Source organism: Mesobacterium pallidum (assembly GCF_019966535.1).
GTDB lineage: Bacteria > Pseudomonadota > Alphaproteobacteria > Rhodobacterales > Rhodobacteraceae > Mesobacterium > Mesobacterium pallidum.
The window spans coordinates 104,330-119,232 of the sequence record NZ_JAIMID010000013.1 but is presented as its reverse complement, the minus strand read 5'-3'; the positions used below and the strand labels follow the sequence as shown (position 1 = coordinate 119,232).

General features: G+C 67.5%; 17 protein-coding genes. 10 read left to right on the top strand and 7 right to left on the bottom strand.

Annotated elements, in window-relative coordinates; translation table 11 throughout:
- Position 1: 1 nt before the first annotated feature.
- From MF270_RS18415 to MF270_RS18400, 4 genes are read right to left on the bottom strand one after another with little or no spacing between them, the layout of a single operon-like run.
- A complete protein-coding gene (locus MF270_RS18415; protein ID WP_238367245.1) occupies positions 2–703 on the bottom strand; it encodes a GntR family transcriptional regulator in 702 nt (233 codons plus the stop codon).
- Positions 704–726: 23 nt separating this feature from the next.
- Positions 727–2,007 (bottom strand): TRAP transporter large permease, encoded by a 1,281-nt coding sequence (locus tag MF270_RS18410; RefSeq protein WP_238367244.1) that lies wholly within the window; start codon positions 2,005–2,007, stop codon positions 727–729.
- Positions 2,008–2,016: 9 nt separating this feature from the next.
- Positions 2,017–2,490, bottom strand: a complete 474-nt coding sequence (locus tag MF270_RS18405; protein WP_238367243.1) for a TRAP transporter small permease — start codon at positions 2,488–2,490, stop codon at positions 2,017–2,019.
- 25 nt (positions 2,491–2,515) lie between these two features.
- Positions 2,516–3,496, bottom strand: a complete 981-nt coding sequence (locus MF270_RS18400) for a C4-dicarboxylate TRAP transporter substrate-binding protein (RefSeq protein WP_238367242.1) — start codon at positions 3,494–3,496, stop codon at positions 2,516–2,518.
- A gap of 148 nt (positions 3,497–3,644) precedes the next feature.
- Here MF270_RS18400 and MF270_RS18395 point away from each other — a divergent pair, with 148 nt between their 5' ends.
- Positions 3,645–4,469: an SMP-30/gluconolactonase/LRE family protein gene (locus MF270_RS18395; RefSeq protein ID WP_238367241.1), complete on the top strand. Its 825-nt coding sequence runs from the start codon at positions 3,645–3,647 to the stop codon at positions 4,467–4,469.
- 3 nt (positions 4,470–4,472) lie between these two features.
- Here the strand turns inward: MF270_RS18395 and MF270_RS18390 are convergent, their stop codons facing one another.
- The gene (locus MF270_RS18390; protein ID WP_238367240.1) at positions 4,473–4,880 is read right to left on the bottom strand and encodes a winged helix-turn-helix transcriptional regulator; all 408 of its coding nucleotides are present in this window, start codon (positions 4,878–4,880) and stop codon (positions 4,473–4,475) included.
- A 110-nt stretch (positions 4,881–4,990) separates the two neighbouring features.
- Here MF270_RS18390 and MF270_RS18385 point away from each other — a divergent pair, with 110 nt between their 5' ends.
- Positions 4,991–5,848, top strand: a complete 858-nt coding sequence (locus tag MF270_RS18385; protein ID WP_238367239.1) for an SDR family oxidoreductase — start codon at positions 4,991–4,993, stop codon at positions 5,846–5,848.
- A gap of 21 nt (positions 5,849–5,869) precedes the next feature.
- Here MF270_RS18385 and MF270_RS18380 read toward each other — a convergent pair whose 3' ends face one another.
- Positions 5,870–6,766 carry a LysR family transcriptional regulator gene (locus MF270_RS18380; protein ID WP_238367238.1) on the bottom strand — a complete coding sequence of 299 codons (897 nt, stop codon included), beginning with the start codon at positions 6,764–6,766 and terminating at the stop codon, positions 5,870–5,872.
- A 134-nt stretch (positions 6,767–6,900) separates the two neighbouring features.
- Here MF270_RS18380 and MF270_RS18375 point away from each other — a divergent pair, with 134 nt between their 5' ends.
- The 5 genes from MF270_RS18375 to MF270_RS18355 all read left to right on the top strand — a co-directional run bounded on the left by MF270_RS18375 (position 6,901) and on the right by MF270_RS18355 (position 10,973).
- Positions 6,901–7,329: a DoxX family protein gene (locus MF270_RS18375; RefSeq protein WP_238367237.1), complete on the top strand. Its 429-nt coding sequence runs from the start codon at positions 6,901–6,903 to the stop codon at positions 7,327–7,329.
- A gap of 84 nt (positions 7,330–7,413) precedes the next feature.
- Positions 7,414–8,451, top strand: coding sequence for an MBL fold metallo-hydrolase (locus MF270_RS18370; protein ID WP_238367236.1), 1,038 nt, complete (start codon positions 7,414–7,416; stop codon positions 8,449–8,451).
- A 65-nt stretch (positions 8,452–8,516) separates the two neighbouring features.
- On the top strand, positions 8,517–9,347 hold the full coding sequence (gene ygiD, locus MF270_RS18365; RefSeq protein ID WP_238367235.1) for a 4,5-DOPA-extradiol-dioxygenase: 831 nt from the start codon (positions 8,517–8,519) through the stop codon (positions 9,345–9,347).
- A 15-nt stretch (positions 9,348–9,362) separates the two neighbouring features.
- Positions 9,363–10,325 carry a glutathione S-transferase family protein gene (locus tag MF270_RS18360; protein WP_238367234.1) on the top strand — a complete coding sequence of 321 codons (963 nt, stop codon included), beginning with the start codon at positions 9,363–9,365 and terminating at the stop codon, positions 10,323–10,325.
- A 297-nt stretch (positions 10,326–10,622) separates the two neighbouring features.
- On the top strand, positions 10,623–10,973 hold the full coding sequence (locus tag MF270_RS18355; RefSeq protein WP_238367233.1) for a response regulator: 351 nt from the start codon (positions 10,623–10,625) through the stop codon (positions 10,971–10,973).
- On the opposite strand, the gene MF270_RS18350 is transcribed toward MF270_RS18355, so the two are convergent.
- Positions 10,970–11,998 carry a substrate-binding domain-containing protein gene (locus tag MF270_RS18350; RefSeq protein ID WP_238367232.1) on the bottom strand — a complete coding sequence of 343 codons (1,029 nt, stop codon included), beginning with the start codon at positions 11,996–11,998 and terminating at the stop codon, positions 10,970–10,972. The two genes, MF270_RS18355 and MF270_RS18350, sit on opposite strands and share 4 nt — an antisense overlap.
- A 158-nt stretch (positions 11,999–12,156) precedes the next feature.
- Between MF270_RS18350 and MF270_RS18345 the strand changes: the two genes are divergently transcribed.
- Genes MF270_RS18345 through MF270_RS18335 form a run of 3 tightly spaced genes read left to right on the top strand, consistent with a single transcriptional unit; the run spans position 12,157 to position 14,896 of the window.
- Complete coding sequence (locus MF270_RS18345; protein WP_238367231.1) at positions 12,157–13,296, top strand: aryl-sulfate sulfotransferase; 1,140 nt, start codon at positions 12,157–12,159, stop codon at positions 13,294–13,296.
- Entirely contained in the window at positions 13,287–14,108 is an 822-nt protein-coding gene (locus tag MF270_RS18340; protein ID WP_238367230.1) for an ABC transporter permease, read from the top strand. Before MF270_RS18345 ends, MF270_RS18340 begins: the two co-directional genes overlap by 10 nt.
- On the top strand, positions 14,108–14,896 hold the full coding sequence (locus tag MF270_RS18335; RefSeq protein WP_238367229.1) for an ABC transporter ATP-binding protein: 789 nt from the start codon (positions 14,108–14,110) through the stop codon (positions 14,894–14,896). Before MF270_RS18340 ends, MF270_RS18335 begins: the two co-directional genes overlap by 1 nt.
- Positions 14,897–14,903 lie beyond the last annotated feature (7 nt).

The window sequence follows — 14,903 nt, the reverse complement described above, 5'->3', positions numbered from 1 at the left end:
GTCAGGCGAAATGTTGGGGATATTGCACCATGATCTCGGGCAGCCGCGCGATGGTGCCCGACAGGTGCGCGCGCATGGCATCCGTCGCGGCGTGCCGGTCGCCGGACATGATCGCTTCCAGCAGCGCCGCGTGGCCCTCGATGACCGAGGCGCGCTTGCCCTCGCTGGGCAGGTCGAGCGTGCGCAGCCGGGCCATCTGGTTCGACCCTTGCAGCACCACGCCATGCAGCTCCGCAAAACCGGCGGCAACGAAAAGCGCGCGGTGAAAATCCTCGTCCAGCTGGCGGAAAAGATCGACCTGGTCGGGGTCGCCAGCCAGCGCGCGCTGCATCTTCAGGATCGCGGCGGTCTTGGCCAGCGCGGCCTTGTCCGGCAAGGCGGCCAAGGCGTTCGCCACCTCGCATTCGATGGCGGTGCGCAGGAAATGCTCCTGTCGCAGGCTTTCCGCATCGAGATGCGTCACCACCGTGCGTGACTGCCGGAAGGTGGCCACCAGCCCGTCGCGTTCCAGCCGCTGGAGCGCCTCGCGCAGGGGTGAGGCGCTGACCCCGAACATCTCGGCCAGCTCGGGCCGCGACAGCCGCGCGCCCGGCGGCAGGTCCAGCGCGACGATGCGTGCCCGCAGCGCCTCGTAGACCCGCGAGGCGATGGTCTGGTCCTGCAAGGTGTCCGGCAGTCGGGCAGTCGGGCTGGCAGAGGGCATGGGCGCGGGGGTCCTCGGGCAGGTCACATGACGGCGCGCGGTAGCGCGGTCGACAGGGCGGGGACAAGGGCGAGCAGGATGAAAAACACCGCCAAGGCGACGAAAAACGGCAGCGCGGCGCGGGTATAGGCGCCGGTCTTGACGTTCAGGATGCCGCAGACGGTGAACATGATGACGCCCACGGGCGGAGTCAGGCCGCCGAGATTGATCAGCAGCACGATCAGGATGCCCATGTGGATCGGATCGAAGCCCGCATTCGTGAGCACCGGCATGACGATGGGCGTGACCAGCAGGATGTTGGCCGCCCCTTCGAGGAACATGCCCGACACCACCAGCACGGCGACGATCAGCATCAGGATCGCCCATCGGTTTTCCGTCAGCGTGGTGACGAAGGCGGTGATCTGCTGCGGCGCGCGCTCCAGCGTGATGGCATAGCCCAGCACCCCGGCCATCATGATCAGCAGCATGATCATCCCGAGGTCATTGAGCGATTCCGTCATCGCCTCGATAAGCTTGGCGACGGTCAGCTCGCGGTAGACGAGGACCCCGATCAACAGCGCGTAGAAGACAAGGAAGGCTCCCGCCTCGGTCGCGGTGAAGATGCCGAAGCGGAAGCCGACGATCAGCACCACAGGGAACATCAGCGCCCAGACGCTGTCCTTGAAGCTGGCCCAGAGCGCGCCGCGTTCCGGCCGCACATCCAGCATCGGCACATGGCCCGACCGGCGCGCGATCAGCCAGGTCGTGCCCATCAGCATCACCGTCAGCAGGATGCCCGGGATGACGCCGGCGAGGAACAGCCGCCCGATCGAGACCTCGTTGATGAAGCCGAAAAGGATCAGCCCGATCGACGGCGGGATCGTCGCGGTGATGATCGAGCCGAAGGCAAGGATGGCGGCGGTCATCGGCGGGCCGAAGCCTTCGTCGATCATCGACGGCCCCAGCAGGCGGCTTTCCATCGAGGCATCGGCCACCGCCGAGCCCGAGATGCCGCCCATCATGAACGACAGCAGGATGGACACCTGCGCCAGCCCGCCCGCCAGCCGCCCGGTCAGGAGGCGCGAGAAGGTCACCAGCCGCTCGGTCACGCCGGTGACGTTCATCAGGTTGCCGGCGAGGATGAAGAAGGGCACCGCCAGCAGCGGAAAGCTCTGCGTGGCCGAGACCATCTTCTGGATCGCCACGGTCGGCGGCATGGTCCCGCTGAGGACAAAGACCGGGATCGCGGCCAGCATCAGGGCAAAGGCCACGGGCTGTCCCAGCACGAGGAACAGGGCAAAAAGCGCGACGATGAGCAGGAGCATTGAGGTCAGTCAGCCGGTCGGGGCGTCACGCCACAGCGCGACGGATTGAACGATCATCGTGCGCAGCAGCAGGCAGAGCCCGGCCACCATCGACGCGTGGATAAGCGACCCGTGCATCTGGGTCGCCCCGATCAGGCGCGGGTGCATCAGCACCGCGTTGCGCCAGGCGTAGGTCAGCAGGAACGCCAGCAGCACGACCAGCACGGCGCGGTTCGCCAGCTCCAGCCAGCGGCGGTGCCGGGGGTCGAGGGCATCGGGCAGCGCGGTCAGGCCGAAGTGCCGGTTGCCCTGCAGCGCGAGGTCGGCCGAGAGCATGCAGAGCCAGACAAAGCACAGCTGGGCGATTTCGACCGACCAGATGATCGGCGCGCCCATCGCGCGGGTGATGGATGCGACGGCCACCAGGACCACGATGGCGATGAGCAGGAGGATGGCGCAGCCTGTTTCCACGCGACGAAACAGGGCCCCGGCTTTGCGATACATGGCTGCGTCCTCCCCCCGCCCGGGATCACTCGGCCAGCACGGCGCGGACGATCTCGGCTTCTGTCTCAAGGTCCAGCATCGTGTAGACCTTGGCAACCGCCTCCTTGAACGGGGCGAGGTCGACCTCGCTGACGGTGACGCCTGCCTCGGCGACCTTGGCCAGCGCTTCTTCGCCCTGCTCGATCGTGAGGCCCGAGGCATAGCGGCCGTTCTCGACCGCCAGGTTGCGGACGATGGCCTTGTTCTCGTCCGAGAGCTCGTCCCAGCTGTCGGCCGAGATGACCAGCGCGGTGACCAGCTGGATATGGCCGGTCTTGGTCACGTTCTCGATCACCTCGTACAGCTTGGCGCCCCAGATCGCGGTCGGCTGCGCCTCGGCCGCGTCGATCGAGCCGAGTTGCAGCGCGGAATAGACCTCTCCCCAGGCGATGGGCGTGGGTTCGGCCCCCATGGCGCGGATCGTCTCGATCCAGACCGGGGCGCCGATGGTGCGCATGCGCACGCCCGCAAGGTCGGCGGGGCCCGAGATCGGTTTCTGCGTCAGCGCATGGCGCGCGCCCTGGTACCAGTTCGACGCCAGCATCACGAGGCCGGCCTTTTCGGCCAGCTCGTCGCCCCAGGCCAGGTATTCGTCGGAGAGGGCGAATTTGTCCGCCTGCTCGTAGGTGTCAAAGAGGAACGGCGCCGACATGATCGCCAGCGACGGGACAAAGGACGACAGCCGCGCCACATCCGTCACCGTGCCCACATTGGCCCCGGCGCGGGCCTGGTCCAGCATTTCGGTCGTGTCGCCCAACTGGCTGTTGTGGAAGATCTCGACCACGACCTCCCCGCCCGTGGCCTCGGCCACCTCGGCCGCGAACTTGTCGAGCCCCTGACCCATCGGATCGTTCGGTGCCAGCACGGTGCCGATGCGCAGCGTGGTTTCCGCCTGCGCCCCGGCCGCGAGGGCCAGGCACGTGGCCAAAGCGGCGGACAGCAGCCGCCCCTTTCTTGCGAAAGTCATGGTGAATTCCTCCCTGTCTTGGATGTTCCTCCAAAGTAATATATTAATATTCTTATCTACACAGTCCTGTCAATTGCCTTGCGCCCTGCGGGCTTGACGGCTGGCGTCAGGGCGCGGAAGGATCGGTAGGACCGAGAGGGGAAAGCGCATGCAGGACAAAGGGTTGACGGCTGAGGCGGCCATGTTCCGGCCGCTGTCGGATAAGGGAGCGAAGCTGGGCGAAAGCCCGGTCTGGTCGGCGCGGGACGGGGCCGTCTGGTGGGTCGACATCGACGGGCGGCAGCTTTTGCGCACCCGCATGGACGGATCGACCGACGCATGGCAGACGTCCGAGACGCCGGGATTCGTGCAGATCCTCGGCGATGACGTGGTGCTGGGCATGGAAAGCGGTCTTTTCCGCTTTGCCCCCGACGCGGGCTTCGCGCGGATCGCGGAGCTGGCCGCAAAGGGCCAGCGGTTCAACGATGCCTGCCTTGACGCGCAGGGGCGGCTCTGGGCCGGGACGATGGACCGCGAGGCGCGGCGCGACGATGGCGTGCTTTATCTCTACGAGGCGGGCGGCCAGCTGCGCCCGGTGCTGGACGGGTTCCGCATTATCAACGGGCTGGCCTGGGACGACACCCGCCAGCGGCTTTACCTGTCGGATTCGCACCCCGAGGTGCAGACGGTCTGGACATGTTCGGTGGGGCCCGAAGGCAAGCCTGGCAACCGCGCGACCTTCGCCGCGTTTCACGACCTCAAGGGGCGCCCAGACGGTGCATTGGTCGATCCGGGCGGCGCCTACTGGATCGCCGGCGTGGGCGGCGCGCAGATCTACCGCTACGCCCCCGACGGCAGGCTCATGGCCACCTACGACGTGCCGGTCGCCGCGCCGACAAAACCGGCGCTGAGCCCCGGCGGCATGGTGCTGACGTCAAAGCACGACGCGCAGGGGCTCGGGCGGCTGCACCTCTGGGCCAGTCCGCCCGTCTGAGCGTCAGGCCGAGGCCGCGTCGAACGCCGCCCGCGCCGCCAGGATCTGCGGCATCCCCGCATCGGCCCAGTCCACCAGCGCCAGCAGGTGCGGCAGGAACCCCTCGCCCAGCGCGGTCAGGCTGTAGCGCACGCTGGGCGGCTTGGTGTCGAACACCTCGCGCCGCACCAGCCCGTCGCGTTCGAGGTTGCGCAGCGACTGCGTGAGCATCCGCTTCGAGATATCCGGCAACGCCCGCAACAACTCGTTGAAGCGGCGCGGCTCTTCGCCCAGCTCCATCAGCACCAGCACCGGCCACTTGGCCGAAACATGGTCGAGCACCTGCCGCACCGGGCAATTGTTCGGCTCGAACCCTTGCGCGCGCCAGGCCTCCATCCGGCTGGCCTTGGCGCCCCCCATGCTTCCATCCATGACGCGGTCCCCTTTTCGTAACCTTGTGCCGAAAACCTGCCTCCTTCCGAGGCAAGCCATAAGTCTCTAAATGAGACCTGTACACGATTCGAGACCTGAAAGGAAAGACCATGACCACCCATCTCGTGACCGGCGCATCGGGCCAGCTGGGCCAGCGTGTCGTCGACCACCTCGCGACCCTCGTGCCCGCTGCCGACATCATCGCCCTCGTGCGCTCGGACAGCGCCGCCGAGGCCTATGCCGCCAAGGGCATCGCCACGCGCCGCGGCGATTACGAAGACACCGCCGCGCTGGAAGCCGCCTTCGAAGGCGTAGACCGGCTGCTGCTCATCTCCTCCTCCGAGGTCGGCAAGCGCGCCACCCAGCACGCAAACGTGCTGAATACGGCCAAGGCCGCGGGCGTCGGCTTTGTCGCCTATACCTCGATCCTGAACGCCGAGACCGGCGGCATGGCCTTGGCCGAGGAACACCTGGCCACCGAGGCGGCGCTGAAGGGAAAGGGCATCCCCTACACCCTGCTGCGCAACGGCTGGTATTCCGAGAACATCGCCGGCACCGCGCCGCAATCGGTCTCGATGGGCCAGCATTTCGGCGCCGCCGGTGAGGGCCGCTTCAACACCGCCTCGCGGCAGGACTACGCCGAGGCCGCCGCCGCCGTGCTGGCCGGGGCCGGCCACGAGGGCAAGGTCTATGAACTGGGCGGTGACAGCACCTTTACCCTCACGCAATACGCCGCGCTGCTGAGCGAGGTGTCCGGCAAGGAGGTCGCCTATGTCGACCTGCCCGAGGCCGCCTATGCCGAGGCGCTGGTCGGTGCGGGCCTGCCCGAGGGGTTTGCCGGCATCCTTGCCGACAGCGACGCCAAGGCCGCTTCGGGCGCGCTGGCGACCGAGAGCCGCGACCTGAGCACGCTCATCGGCCGTCCGACCACGCCGATGCGCGACACGCTGACGGCCATCCTGGGCTGAGCACTCCGATGGCGTCCGGCGTCACAGCACGTCGGACGCCTTCATGTCCTCGACAGCAAAGTCGATCAGCGCCCGCACCTTGCGCGGCAGCGTCCGCCCCTCGAGGTAGACCGCGCTGACCGGCGCCGTCGCCCCCGTGAACCCTTCGAGCACCGGCACCAGATCGCCCGCCGCCAGCGCCGCGCCCAGCGCGAAGCGGGGTCCGTAGGCGATCCCCATGCCCGCCCGCGCCAGCGCCGCCGCCGCGCGGGCCGAGTTCACCTGGAACCGGCCCTGCACCTCGACCACCCGGTCCAGATCGCCCTGCCGGAACGACCAGCGCCGCGGCGCGCGGCGGTTGGTGTCAAGGATGCAGGGATGATCCGCCAGCGCCTCGGGCGTCTCGGGCGCGCCATGGGCCGCGACATAGGCCGGGCTCGCCACCGCGACCGAGCGCATCTCGCCCAGCTTGCGCGCCTTGAGCGACAGCATGTCCGACTGCCCGATCCGAAAGGCGACGTCGATCCCGTCGCTGGCGAGGTCCGCATAGCCATCATGCAGGCGCAAATCGAAGGTCAGGCCGGGGTTCTGCGCCCCGAACCGTGCAAGCATCGGCGCGACGTAGATCTCGCCAAAGGTCACCGGCGCCGAAATGCGGATCACCCCCATGAAGCCGCGCGAGCCCTCGGACACCTCGGCCAGCAGGTCGTCAAGCTCGTCCAGCAGCGCAGGCGCCCGGGCCAGCAGGTCCTCGCCCGCCGGGGTCAGCCCGACCCGCCGCGTGGTGCGCTGGAACAGGCGCACGCCCAGCCGCCCCTCAAGTTCGGCCACGTATTTCGAGGTCAGCCGGTTCGACATGCCCAGCTGGTCCGCCGCCCCGGTGAAGGAGCCCGTCTTGGCCGTGGCCACGAAGGCCTTGAGTTCATCGACGATGTCCATGGCATCCCCATTCAGAACATTTCGAAGAAAGTCATTTACCGATGTCGCCATTTCATACGGAAACAGCAAGGGCTAATTTCCCGCCAATGCAACCGGCCAAACCACGATGGCCACCGCCAAGGAGAGTTGATCCCATGACCACCCAGACCCCCACCCAGGCCGATACCGCCGCCACCCTCCTGCGCGTCGCCAGCGGCGTGCTCTTCGTCGCCCACGGCTGGATGAAGATCAGCGTCTTCACCATCCCCGGCACAGTCGCCTTCTTCGATTCCATGGGCCTGCCGGCCATCGCCGCCTACCTGACCATCCTGGCCGAGATCGGCGGCGGCCTGCTGCTGATCGCCGGCGTGGCCGTGCGCCTGGTCTCGCTTCCGCTGATCGCGGTGCTGTTGGGCGCCACCTGGGCCCATGCCGGCAACGGCTGGTCCTTCTCGGGCGAGGACGGCGGGTGGGAATACCCGCTGTTCTGGGCCATCGCGCAGGTCGCCATCGCCCTGCTGGGCGCCGGCGCCTACGCCCTGCGCATCCCCGCGCTGCAAAAGACGTTGGGCCAGTTCGCCTGACCCCGCGCATCTGACACCGGCCGGTCCCCACGACGGGGCCGGCCCCGGACCTCCCTCCAAGTCACCACACCCGGAGACCCCCCAATGTTCCGCATCATCACCCTTACCTCTGCCATCGCCCTTGGCATCGCCCTGTCGGGCCCGACCAAAGCGCAGGACATCACCGAATCGCCCTCGACCGTCGGCGCCACCTACGTGCCCGAAAGCGCCGCCACCGCGCTCGAGCCCGGCCAGAAGATCGAGAACCTCTACACCAAGAACGTCACCCAGCCCTACATCCTGCAAAAGCTGACCGACCGGGTCTATTTCTTCCAGGCCGGCTTCTACGGCACCGTGTTCTACGTCGGTGACGAAGGCGTGCTGCTGTTCGACGCGCTGGAAGGCCAGGGCGAGGCGGTCCTTGCCGCCGTGGCCCAGGTCACCGACCTGCCGATCACCGCGATCCTCTACAGCCACGATCACGCCGACCACATCGCCGACGCGCCCAGGCTGATCGCCGCCTTCCCCGAGCTGCGCATCCTCGCCACCGCCCGGACTGCCGCGCTGATGGAAGAGCTCGGCTCGGCCCTGCCGCGCCCGACCGAGGTGATCCCGGCCGACAGGAATGCCTTCGACTTCGAAGGGCTGACCGTCACCGTCGCGCCCTTCACCGCCGAGACCCATGCCCATGACCACGCGGCCTATGTGCTGGAAGGCACCGGCGTGGTGCACGTGCCGGACGTCATCAATCCCGACCAGCCGCCGTTCTGGTCCTTTGCCGGCGCCGATGGCTATTTCGGCTATCGCGAGCTGGTGAACCAGATCGACGCGCTGGACTGGGACTACCTGTCGGGCGGTCATGGCAATGTGGGTTCGCGCGCCGATGTCGCCTTCTACCGCCAGTTCCTCGATGATCTCGAGGCCGCCGTGGGCGAGGCGCTGGGTACCGTCGCCTTCGGCTCGACCGTCGAGAACCCGGCCGCGGTGAACGCCCACACCGCGTACCTGTCGACCTGGATCAAGGCCGTCGGGGAATACGCAACCGACGCGCTGCGGCCGACGTACGGCGACTACTACGGCTTTGACTATGCGACGCCGAAGAACGCCGAAATGGTCGGGATGTACATGTTCTCGTATCGCTGAAACACTGGCGCGTCGGGCCAGCCCCGGCGCGCCGCCCCCACCCGCCTGACCTGAAAGGAAACGCCATGTCTGTCACGCATACCCTCGCCTCGCTCAGGGACAGCCTATCGGCCTCGAGCCGGATGCCGCTGGTGTTCCTGGGTCACGGCTCGCCCATGAACGCCATCGAAGACACCCATTACGCCCGCGCCTGGACCGAGCTGGGCCGCACCCTGCCCCGTCCCCAGGCCATCCTGGTCGTCTCGGCCCACTGGATGACCCGCGGCACCACGCTGGTCGATGTCTCGGCCATGCCCAAGACGATCCACGATTTCTACGGCTTCCCACAGGCCCTCTTTGACCAGCAATACCCGGCACCGGGCGCGCCCGAGCTGGCGCGTGACGTGGTCACCCTGCTGGCCAGCCACCATTCTGACGAGGACGACAGCTGGGGCCTCGACCACGGCGCCTGGACGGTGCTGAAGTTCCTCTACCCCGGCGCGGATGTGCCCGTGTTCCAGGTGTCGATCGACATGTCCCGCGGGCTCGACCACCAGCTCGAGATCGGGCGCACGCTTTCCCAGCTTAGGGACCGAGGCGTGCTGATCCTTGGCTCGGGCAACGTGGTGCACAACCTGCGCGCCGTGAAATGGGGCGCGGGAGCCACGCCGCACGACTGGGCGCTCGAGTTCGACCGGCTCTTTGCCGACAAGCTCACCGACCGCGATTTCGCGGCGCTGGCCGACCGCAAGGGCCTGGGCACGCTGCTGGCGCAGGCGCACCCCTCGGTCGACCATTACCTGCCCGCGCTCACCATCGCGGGCGCCTCGGACGACCGCGATGACTTGACCTTCATGACCGACAACATCGACCTCGCCTCGGTGTCCATGCGGTCCTACGTTTTCCACGCTCGCTGACCGGAGGCTGATGACATGCTCGTAGACGGCAAATGGACCGACACCTGGCAACCCGTGCAGAAGGCCGACGAAAAGGGCCGGTTCGTGCGCCAGGTGTCGAGTTTCCGCAACTGGATCACCCCCGATGGCGCTGCCGGCCCGACCGGCGAGGGCGGCTTCAAGGCCGAGGCGGGGCGTTACCGGCTCTACGTTGCACTTATCTGCCCCTGGGCCTCGCGCACGCTGATCGCGCGCAAGCTCAAAGGCCTCGATGACCTGATCCCCGTCACCGTCGTCAACCCGGTGATGACGGACCAGGGCTGGCAGTTCGGCGGCTACGAGGGCGCGGACGCGGATCCGCTGTTCGGCGCGACCCATATCCACGAGCTCTACACCCGCGCCGATGCCGGCTTTACCGGCCGCGCCACGGTTCCGGTGCTGTGGGACATGGCTCGTGGCGTCATGGTCAATAATGAGAGCGCCGACATCCTGCGCATGTTCGACACGGCCTTCGAGGGGTTGGTGCCCTCGGACCTGCGGCTCTACCCCGCCGAGCACGCCGCCGGGATCGACGCGCTGAACGCCGAGGTCTACGACCGGCTGAACAACGGCGTCTACAAGGCCGGGTTCGCCAGTTCGCAAGAGGCCTATGACGAGGCGGTCGCCGGCGTCTTCGACACGCTGGACATGCTCGAAGAGCGGCTGACCGGCGATTACCTCTTTGGCGACCACGTGACCGAGGCGGATATCCGCACCTTTGTCACGCTGATCCGGTTCGACGCGGCCTATCACGGGCTTTTCAAGACCAACCGGCGGCAGATCGCCGATTACCCGCGCCTCTCGGCCTACATGAAGCGGATCCTGCGCCGGCCCGGCGTGCGCGAGACGGTGAACATGGACCACATCACGCGCGGCTACTATGCCATCAAGGCGCTGAACCCGTCGCGTATCCGCCCCGTGGGCCCGGCCCATGTCCTGCGGCTGCTGGACGCGGCCTGACCGTCCGTGGCCGGCCTTTCGCGGCCGCACCATGTCAGAACTGACAGGTCCGGGCGGACCCGCGGGCAAAAACCCACATCTTAAGTACGACTTTTGTTCGGGCCTCCCACTTGTCTCGTGGAAAAAGATGCGACTCTCATGTAGTTTCATGTGACGGGAGAGCCCCACCACCAGACCCAACGGGCGCCAGGTCCTGTCAATCAGTACCCGGGCGCAGGGGGCCATTCGGATCGCAAAGACCGGGCCGGCTGGTGGTGCGCGTACCGACAGGCCCGGTCCGGCCAGGGAGGAAAGACCATGAAAGTGCTCATCCTCGAAACCGACCCGATCGTCCAGATCGACCTGGCCTACTGGGTCTCGGACCTTGGCCATGACCTGATGGGTCCTTTCGGCACCGAGGACTCGGCGCTGCGCGCCTGTTCTCGATCCCTCCCCGATGCGGCCATCGTGGATTTCATGCTCGGCCCCGAACGGGACAGCCGGGACCTGGCCGGCCTGCTGCTGGACAACGACGTGCACCTGGGCCTCTTCAGCGCCCACGGGCGGCGGCACATGCCCGAGAACCTGCTGACCGTGCCGGTGATCGACAAGCCGGGAACGCCCGACAGCATCCGTGCCTTTCTCGACGCGGCGCCCGGGCCGGATTAGCTGCGCGCGGTCGACAGGCGCACCACCAGTTCAGGCGCCGGCGCGGCGATGCTGGCGCCGTCCGTTCCCGTCTCGAGCGTATCGACCAGCAGCCGGGTCGCAAGGTCCGCCACCCGGTCGAGGTGCAGGTCAAGCGCTGTCAGCGGCGGTGTCTCGCTGCGTGCCCGCAAGCCGTCGTACCGCGTGGCGACCCGGACTTTGCCCGGCACGTCCAGCCCTGCGCCGCGCAGCGCGGCCATCACGCCGGTTGCCATGGCGTCGATCGGCACCAGCACCGCATCGGGCGGGCCATGGGCGGCGATATGCGTGCCCAGCGCCTCGCGCGCGCCGCGCTCCCCCTCTGCCTCGGGCAGCGCGATGACCTGCGGCACGATCCCGCGCGCCGCGCAGCGGGCCGTGTAGACCGCGCGAAACACCTCGTTCGAGGCGCGCGGGCTTTGGCCGATGACCAGCGGGATGCGCGTTGCGCCGCCCTCCGCCAGGTGATCGAACAGCATCCCGGCCATCGCCTGGTAATCCAGCGTGACGCTCAACGTGGCGCGCGGCTCGGCCGGGCCGATGACCACCGTGGGCACGCCCCGCGCGGCCAGCAGCGACAGGTAGGGATCGTTCGCCGAGGGCTCGACCAGGATCGCACCGTCGAAAGCGATCGTGCCCAGCGCCGCGCCCGGATCGGCGATCGGCGGGATCAGCAGCAGCGCGGTGTTGCTCTCCATCGCGGACACGGCGGCCGAGGCGGCAAGCTCCATCAGGAAGCCCAGCCGCGACGTCCCCGCCGCCACCGCGGTCGGCATGGATGAGAAGATCGCGATGGTCCCCGCCCGCCCCGTGCGCATCCCGCGCGCGGCCAGGTTGGGCACGTAATCCAGCGTCTCGATGGCACGGGTGATCCGCGCCTGCGTCTCCGAATCGACCCGCCGCTTGCCGCTGAGCGCGTTGGAAACCGTGCCCGGAGAAACCCCCGCCAGCCGCGCCACGTCCTTGATCGTCGCCCGCTTGCGCGGGGTCGCGGCCTTTTGATCCATGCAAGCATCGCCTCTTTTCTAAGCGCATCGCGGTTGTTTCCGCCCATGCGCGCGCCGTCACGAGAAAAATCGCCTCTGTGGACCATTAAAACGTTTTAATAGCATCCGGCGCAAGGCAATAGTGCATTAAAACGTTTTACAGCACACGGGAGAACACAATGCTGGACAACATGAATGGCACTTTCGACCCGGAACACGCCAGTGCGGTGACGCTGGGACGGCGGCGGCTTGGCCTGACCGCGCTTGACCGCGCCAAGACCGCCGGAGGCTACACGCTTTATGCCCGCCAGACCGGCGGCGGCATTGTCGACCTTGTCGATATCGAGGGCAGTATCGCCCACCAGTGGCAGATGCCCGTGCGCCCCGGCCGCGACGCCGTGCTTCTGGAAAACGGCAACCTCGGTTACAACGGCAGCCATGCGACCTCGGCCGCGCTTTATCCCGCCTGGGACCTCTGGCACGGCGGCGATTTCTACGAGGCGACCCCCGAGGGAGAGATCGTGTGGCGCCACGAGGACATCTACCATCACCACGACGCGCAATGGCTGCCGAACGGGGACCTGCTCTATACCGTCGCGGCCGAACTGCCGAAGCACCTCGGCCAACGCGTCTGCGGCGGCGACCCGCGCAAGGACGGGGCTGACAGCATCTTCCAGTCGGACATCGTGAAACAGGTGAACCGCAAGGGCGAGACGGTCTGGGAATGGAAGATCTGGGATCATATCGACCCGGCCGACCTGCCCGTGCACCCGATCTTTGACCGCCGCCACTGGCCGATGATCAACGGCGTGTCCGAGACGAAAGATGGCCTGATCCTGATGAGCCTGCGCACCACCTCGGGCGTGATCGCGGTCGAAAAAGCCTCGGGCCGCATCGTCTGGCATGCCGGCCCCGAGGTGGTCGCCCAGCAGCACACCCCGGTGATGATGGAAAGCGGCACCGTGCTGGTCTTCGACAACGGCAACATGCGGCCGGGTTCCTCCAACCCCTTCTCGCGGGCGCTCGAGTTCGACCCGAAGACGATGGAGACGACCTGGGATTACACCGACCCCAACGCGCCCAGCTTCTTTTCGCCCTTCATGGGCAGCGCGCAGCGGCTCTGGAACGGCAACACACTGATCTGCGAAAGCGCCTTTGGCCGGCTCTTCGAGGTCACGCCCAAGGGCGAGATCGCCTGGGAATTCGTGATCCCCGATTTCGCGGACTACCCGGCGCCGCTGAACCAGTTCATTCGCGGACAGCACAACACCTGCTTCCGCGCCCATCGCTACGCGGCGGAGCGGGTGACATGGCTGTGACAGAAGCACCCGACACCCCACGGGCCCGCCGCGCGGTGCCCCGCTTTTCGCAGCTCCTGTCGATGGGGGCGACGGCGGGGCTGCCGCTGGTCTCCTTCGCCTTCATCCTCGGCATCTGGGCCATCGTCGGCGCCTCGGGCGCGGTGAAAGAGGCGATCTTTCCCGCCCCCTGGTCGGTCTGGTCCGCCACGGTCGAGATGTGGCAGAACGGCACGCTGCAAAAGGACCTCGGCAAGTCGCTGGGCCGCGCCGCGGTCGGCTTCGGAATCGGCGCGACGCTTGGCGTTTCGCTCGGGCTGCTGACGGGCCGCGTGGCGCTGATCCGCACGCTCTTGAACCCCTTCCTGAACCTCTTGCGCCCGATCCCGGCCATCGCGCTGGTCCCCGTGGCCATCGTCTGGTTCGGCATCGGTGAGGGGTCCAAGTACTTCGTCGTCAGCTACACCGTCTTCCTGACCGTCTGGTTCAACACGCACCACGGCATGGAATACGTGCCCGACACCTACCTGCGAGCCGCCCGGTCGCTTGGCGCGACGAAGATGCGCGAATTCCTGACAGTCGTCCTGCCCGCCGCCGCACCGCATATCTTTGCCGGCATCCGGCTGGGCGTGGCGCTTGCCTTTCTCAGCCTCGTCGCGGCCGAGCTGTCGGGCGCCTCGTCCGGCATCGGCTTCCGCCTGCAGGAGGCGCGGCAATACGTGCGCACCGACCGGATGTTCTCTCTCCTGATCATCCTCGGCATCCTCGGCGCGGTGGCGGACCTCGTCGTCCACGCCATCGGCAAGAAACTCGTCCATTGGGAGCAAGGCTGATGACCGATCAACTGACAGGCCGGGTCGAGATCGACGATGTCGTGATCCGTTTCGACGGCAAGCAGGGCCCGGTGACGGCGCTGGACCGCACCTCTCACGTGCTCGAACCCGGCACCTTCACCGCGCTGATCGGCCCCTCGGGCTGCGGCAAGTCCACGCTGATGAACGCCATCGCCGGCTTCGTCGCGCCGGCCGAAGGCGCGCTGCGCCTCGACGGGAAGCCGATCACCGGCCCGTCCCCGGATGTGGGCGTGATCTTCCAGCAATACGCGCTGTTTCCATGGTTCACCGCGCTCAACAACGTGCGTTTCGGCCTCAAGCAGTTCGGGCTGTCCAAGACCGAAGAGATCGACCGCGCCCGCGCAGCGCTGGACGAGGTGGGCCTGGGCGCCCATGCGGACAAGTACCCCCAGCAACTGTCGGGCGGGATGAAGCAGCGCGTCGCCATCGCCCGCACCTTCGCCGTTGGCCCCAAGGTGCTGCTGATGGACGAACCCTTCGGCGCGCTCGACGCGCAGACGCGGCTGGTGATGCACGACCTGCTCCTGGGGATCTGGCGCAAGCACCGGGCGACCGTGCTGTTCGTCACCCATGACGTGGACGAGGCGCTGCTGCTGGCCGACCACGTCCAGGTGATGAGCCATGCGCCCGGCCGCATCATCCGCCACTACCACCTGACCCATCAGCGCCCCCGCGCGCTCAGCCGGTCAGGCAATGACCTTCTCGAGATCCGGGACGAGATCCTGGGCCTTCTTCACCCCAAGACCATGCTTGCAGACACCCTCTAGGAGACTG

Bases quoted from the DNA above. Each gene is read 5' to 3' on its own strand.
- MF270_RS18415 (WP_238367245.1), bottom strand. From the start codon at position 703: ATGCCCTCTGCCAGCCCGACTGCCCGACTGCCGGACACCTTGCAGGAC.
- MF270_RS18410 (WP_238367244.1), bottom strand. From the start codon at position 2,007: ATGCTCCTGCTCATCGTCGCGCTTTTTGCCCTGTTCCTCGTGCTGGGA.
- MF270_RS18405 (WP_238367243.1), bottom strand. From the start codon at position 2,490: ATGTATCGCAAAGCCGGGGCCCTGTTTCGTCGCGTGGAAACAGGCTGC.
- MF270_RS18400 (WP_238367242.1), bottom strand. From the start codon at position 3,496: ATGACTTTCGCAAGAAAGGGGCGGCTGCTGTCCGCCGCTTTGGCCACG.
- MF270_RS18395 (WP_238367241.1), top strand. From the start codon at position 3,645: ATGCAGGACAAAGGGTTGACGGCTGAGGCGGCCATGTTCCGGCCGCTG.
- MF270_RS18390 (WP_238367240.1), bottom strand. From the start codon at position 4,880: ATGGATGGAAGCATGGGGGGCGCCAAGGCCAGCCGGATGGAGGCCTGG.
- MF270_RS18385 (WP_238367239.1), top strand. From the start codon at position 4,991: ATGACCACCCATCTCGTGACCGGCGCATCGGGCCAGCTGGGCCAGCGT.
- MF270_RS18380 (WP_238367238.1), bottom strand. From the start codon at position 6,766: ATGGACATCGTCGATGAACTCAAGGCCTTCGTGGCCACGGCCAAGACG.
- MF270_RS18375 (WP_238367237.1), top strand. From the start codon at position 6,901: ATGACCACCCAGACCCCCACCCAGGCCGATACCGCCGCCACCCTCCTG.
- MF270_RS18370 (WP_238367236.1), top strand. From the start codon at position 7,414: ATGTTCCGCATCATCACCCTTACCTCTGCCATCGCCCTTGGCATCGCC.
- ygiD (WP_238367235.1), top strand. From the start codon at position 8,517: ATGTCTGTCACGCATACCCTCGCCTCGCTCAGGGACAGCCTATCGGCC.
- MF270_RS18360 (WP_238367234.1), top strand. From the start codon at position 9,363: ATGCTCGTAGACGGCAAATGGACCGACACCTGGCAACCCGTGCAGAAG.
- MF270_RS18355 (WP_238367233.1), top strand. From the start codon at position 10,623: ATGAAAGTGCTCATCCTCGAAACCGACCCGATCGTCCAGATCGACCTG.
- MF270_RS18350 (WP_238367232.1), bottom strand. From the start codon at position 11,998: ATGGATCAAAAGGCCGCGACCCCGCGCAAGCGGGCGACGATCAAGGAC.
- MF270_RS18345 (WP_238367231.1), top strand. From the start codon at position 12,157: ATGCTGGACAACATGAATGGCACTTTCGACCCGGAACACGCCAGTGCG.
- MF270_RS18340 (WP_238367230.1), top strand. From the start codon at position 13,287: ATGGCTGTGACAGAAGCACCCGACACCCCACGGGCCCGCCGCGCGGTG.
- MF270_RS18335 (WP_238367229.1), top strand. From the start codon at position 14,108: ATGACCGATCAACTGACAGGCCGGGTCGAGATCGACGATGTCGTGATC.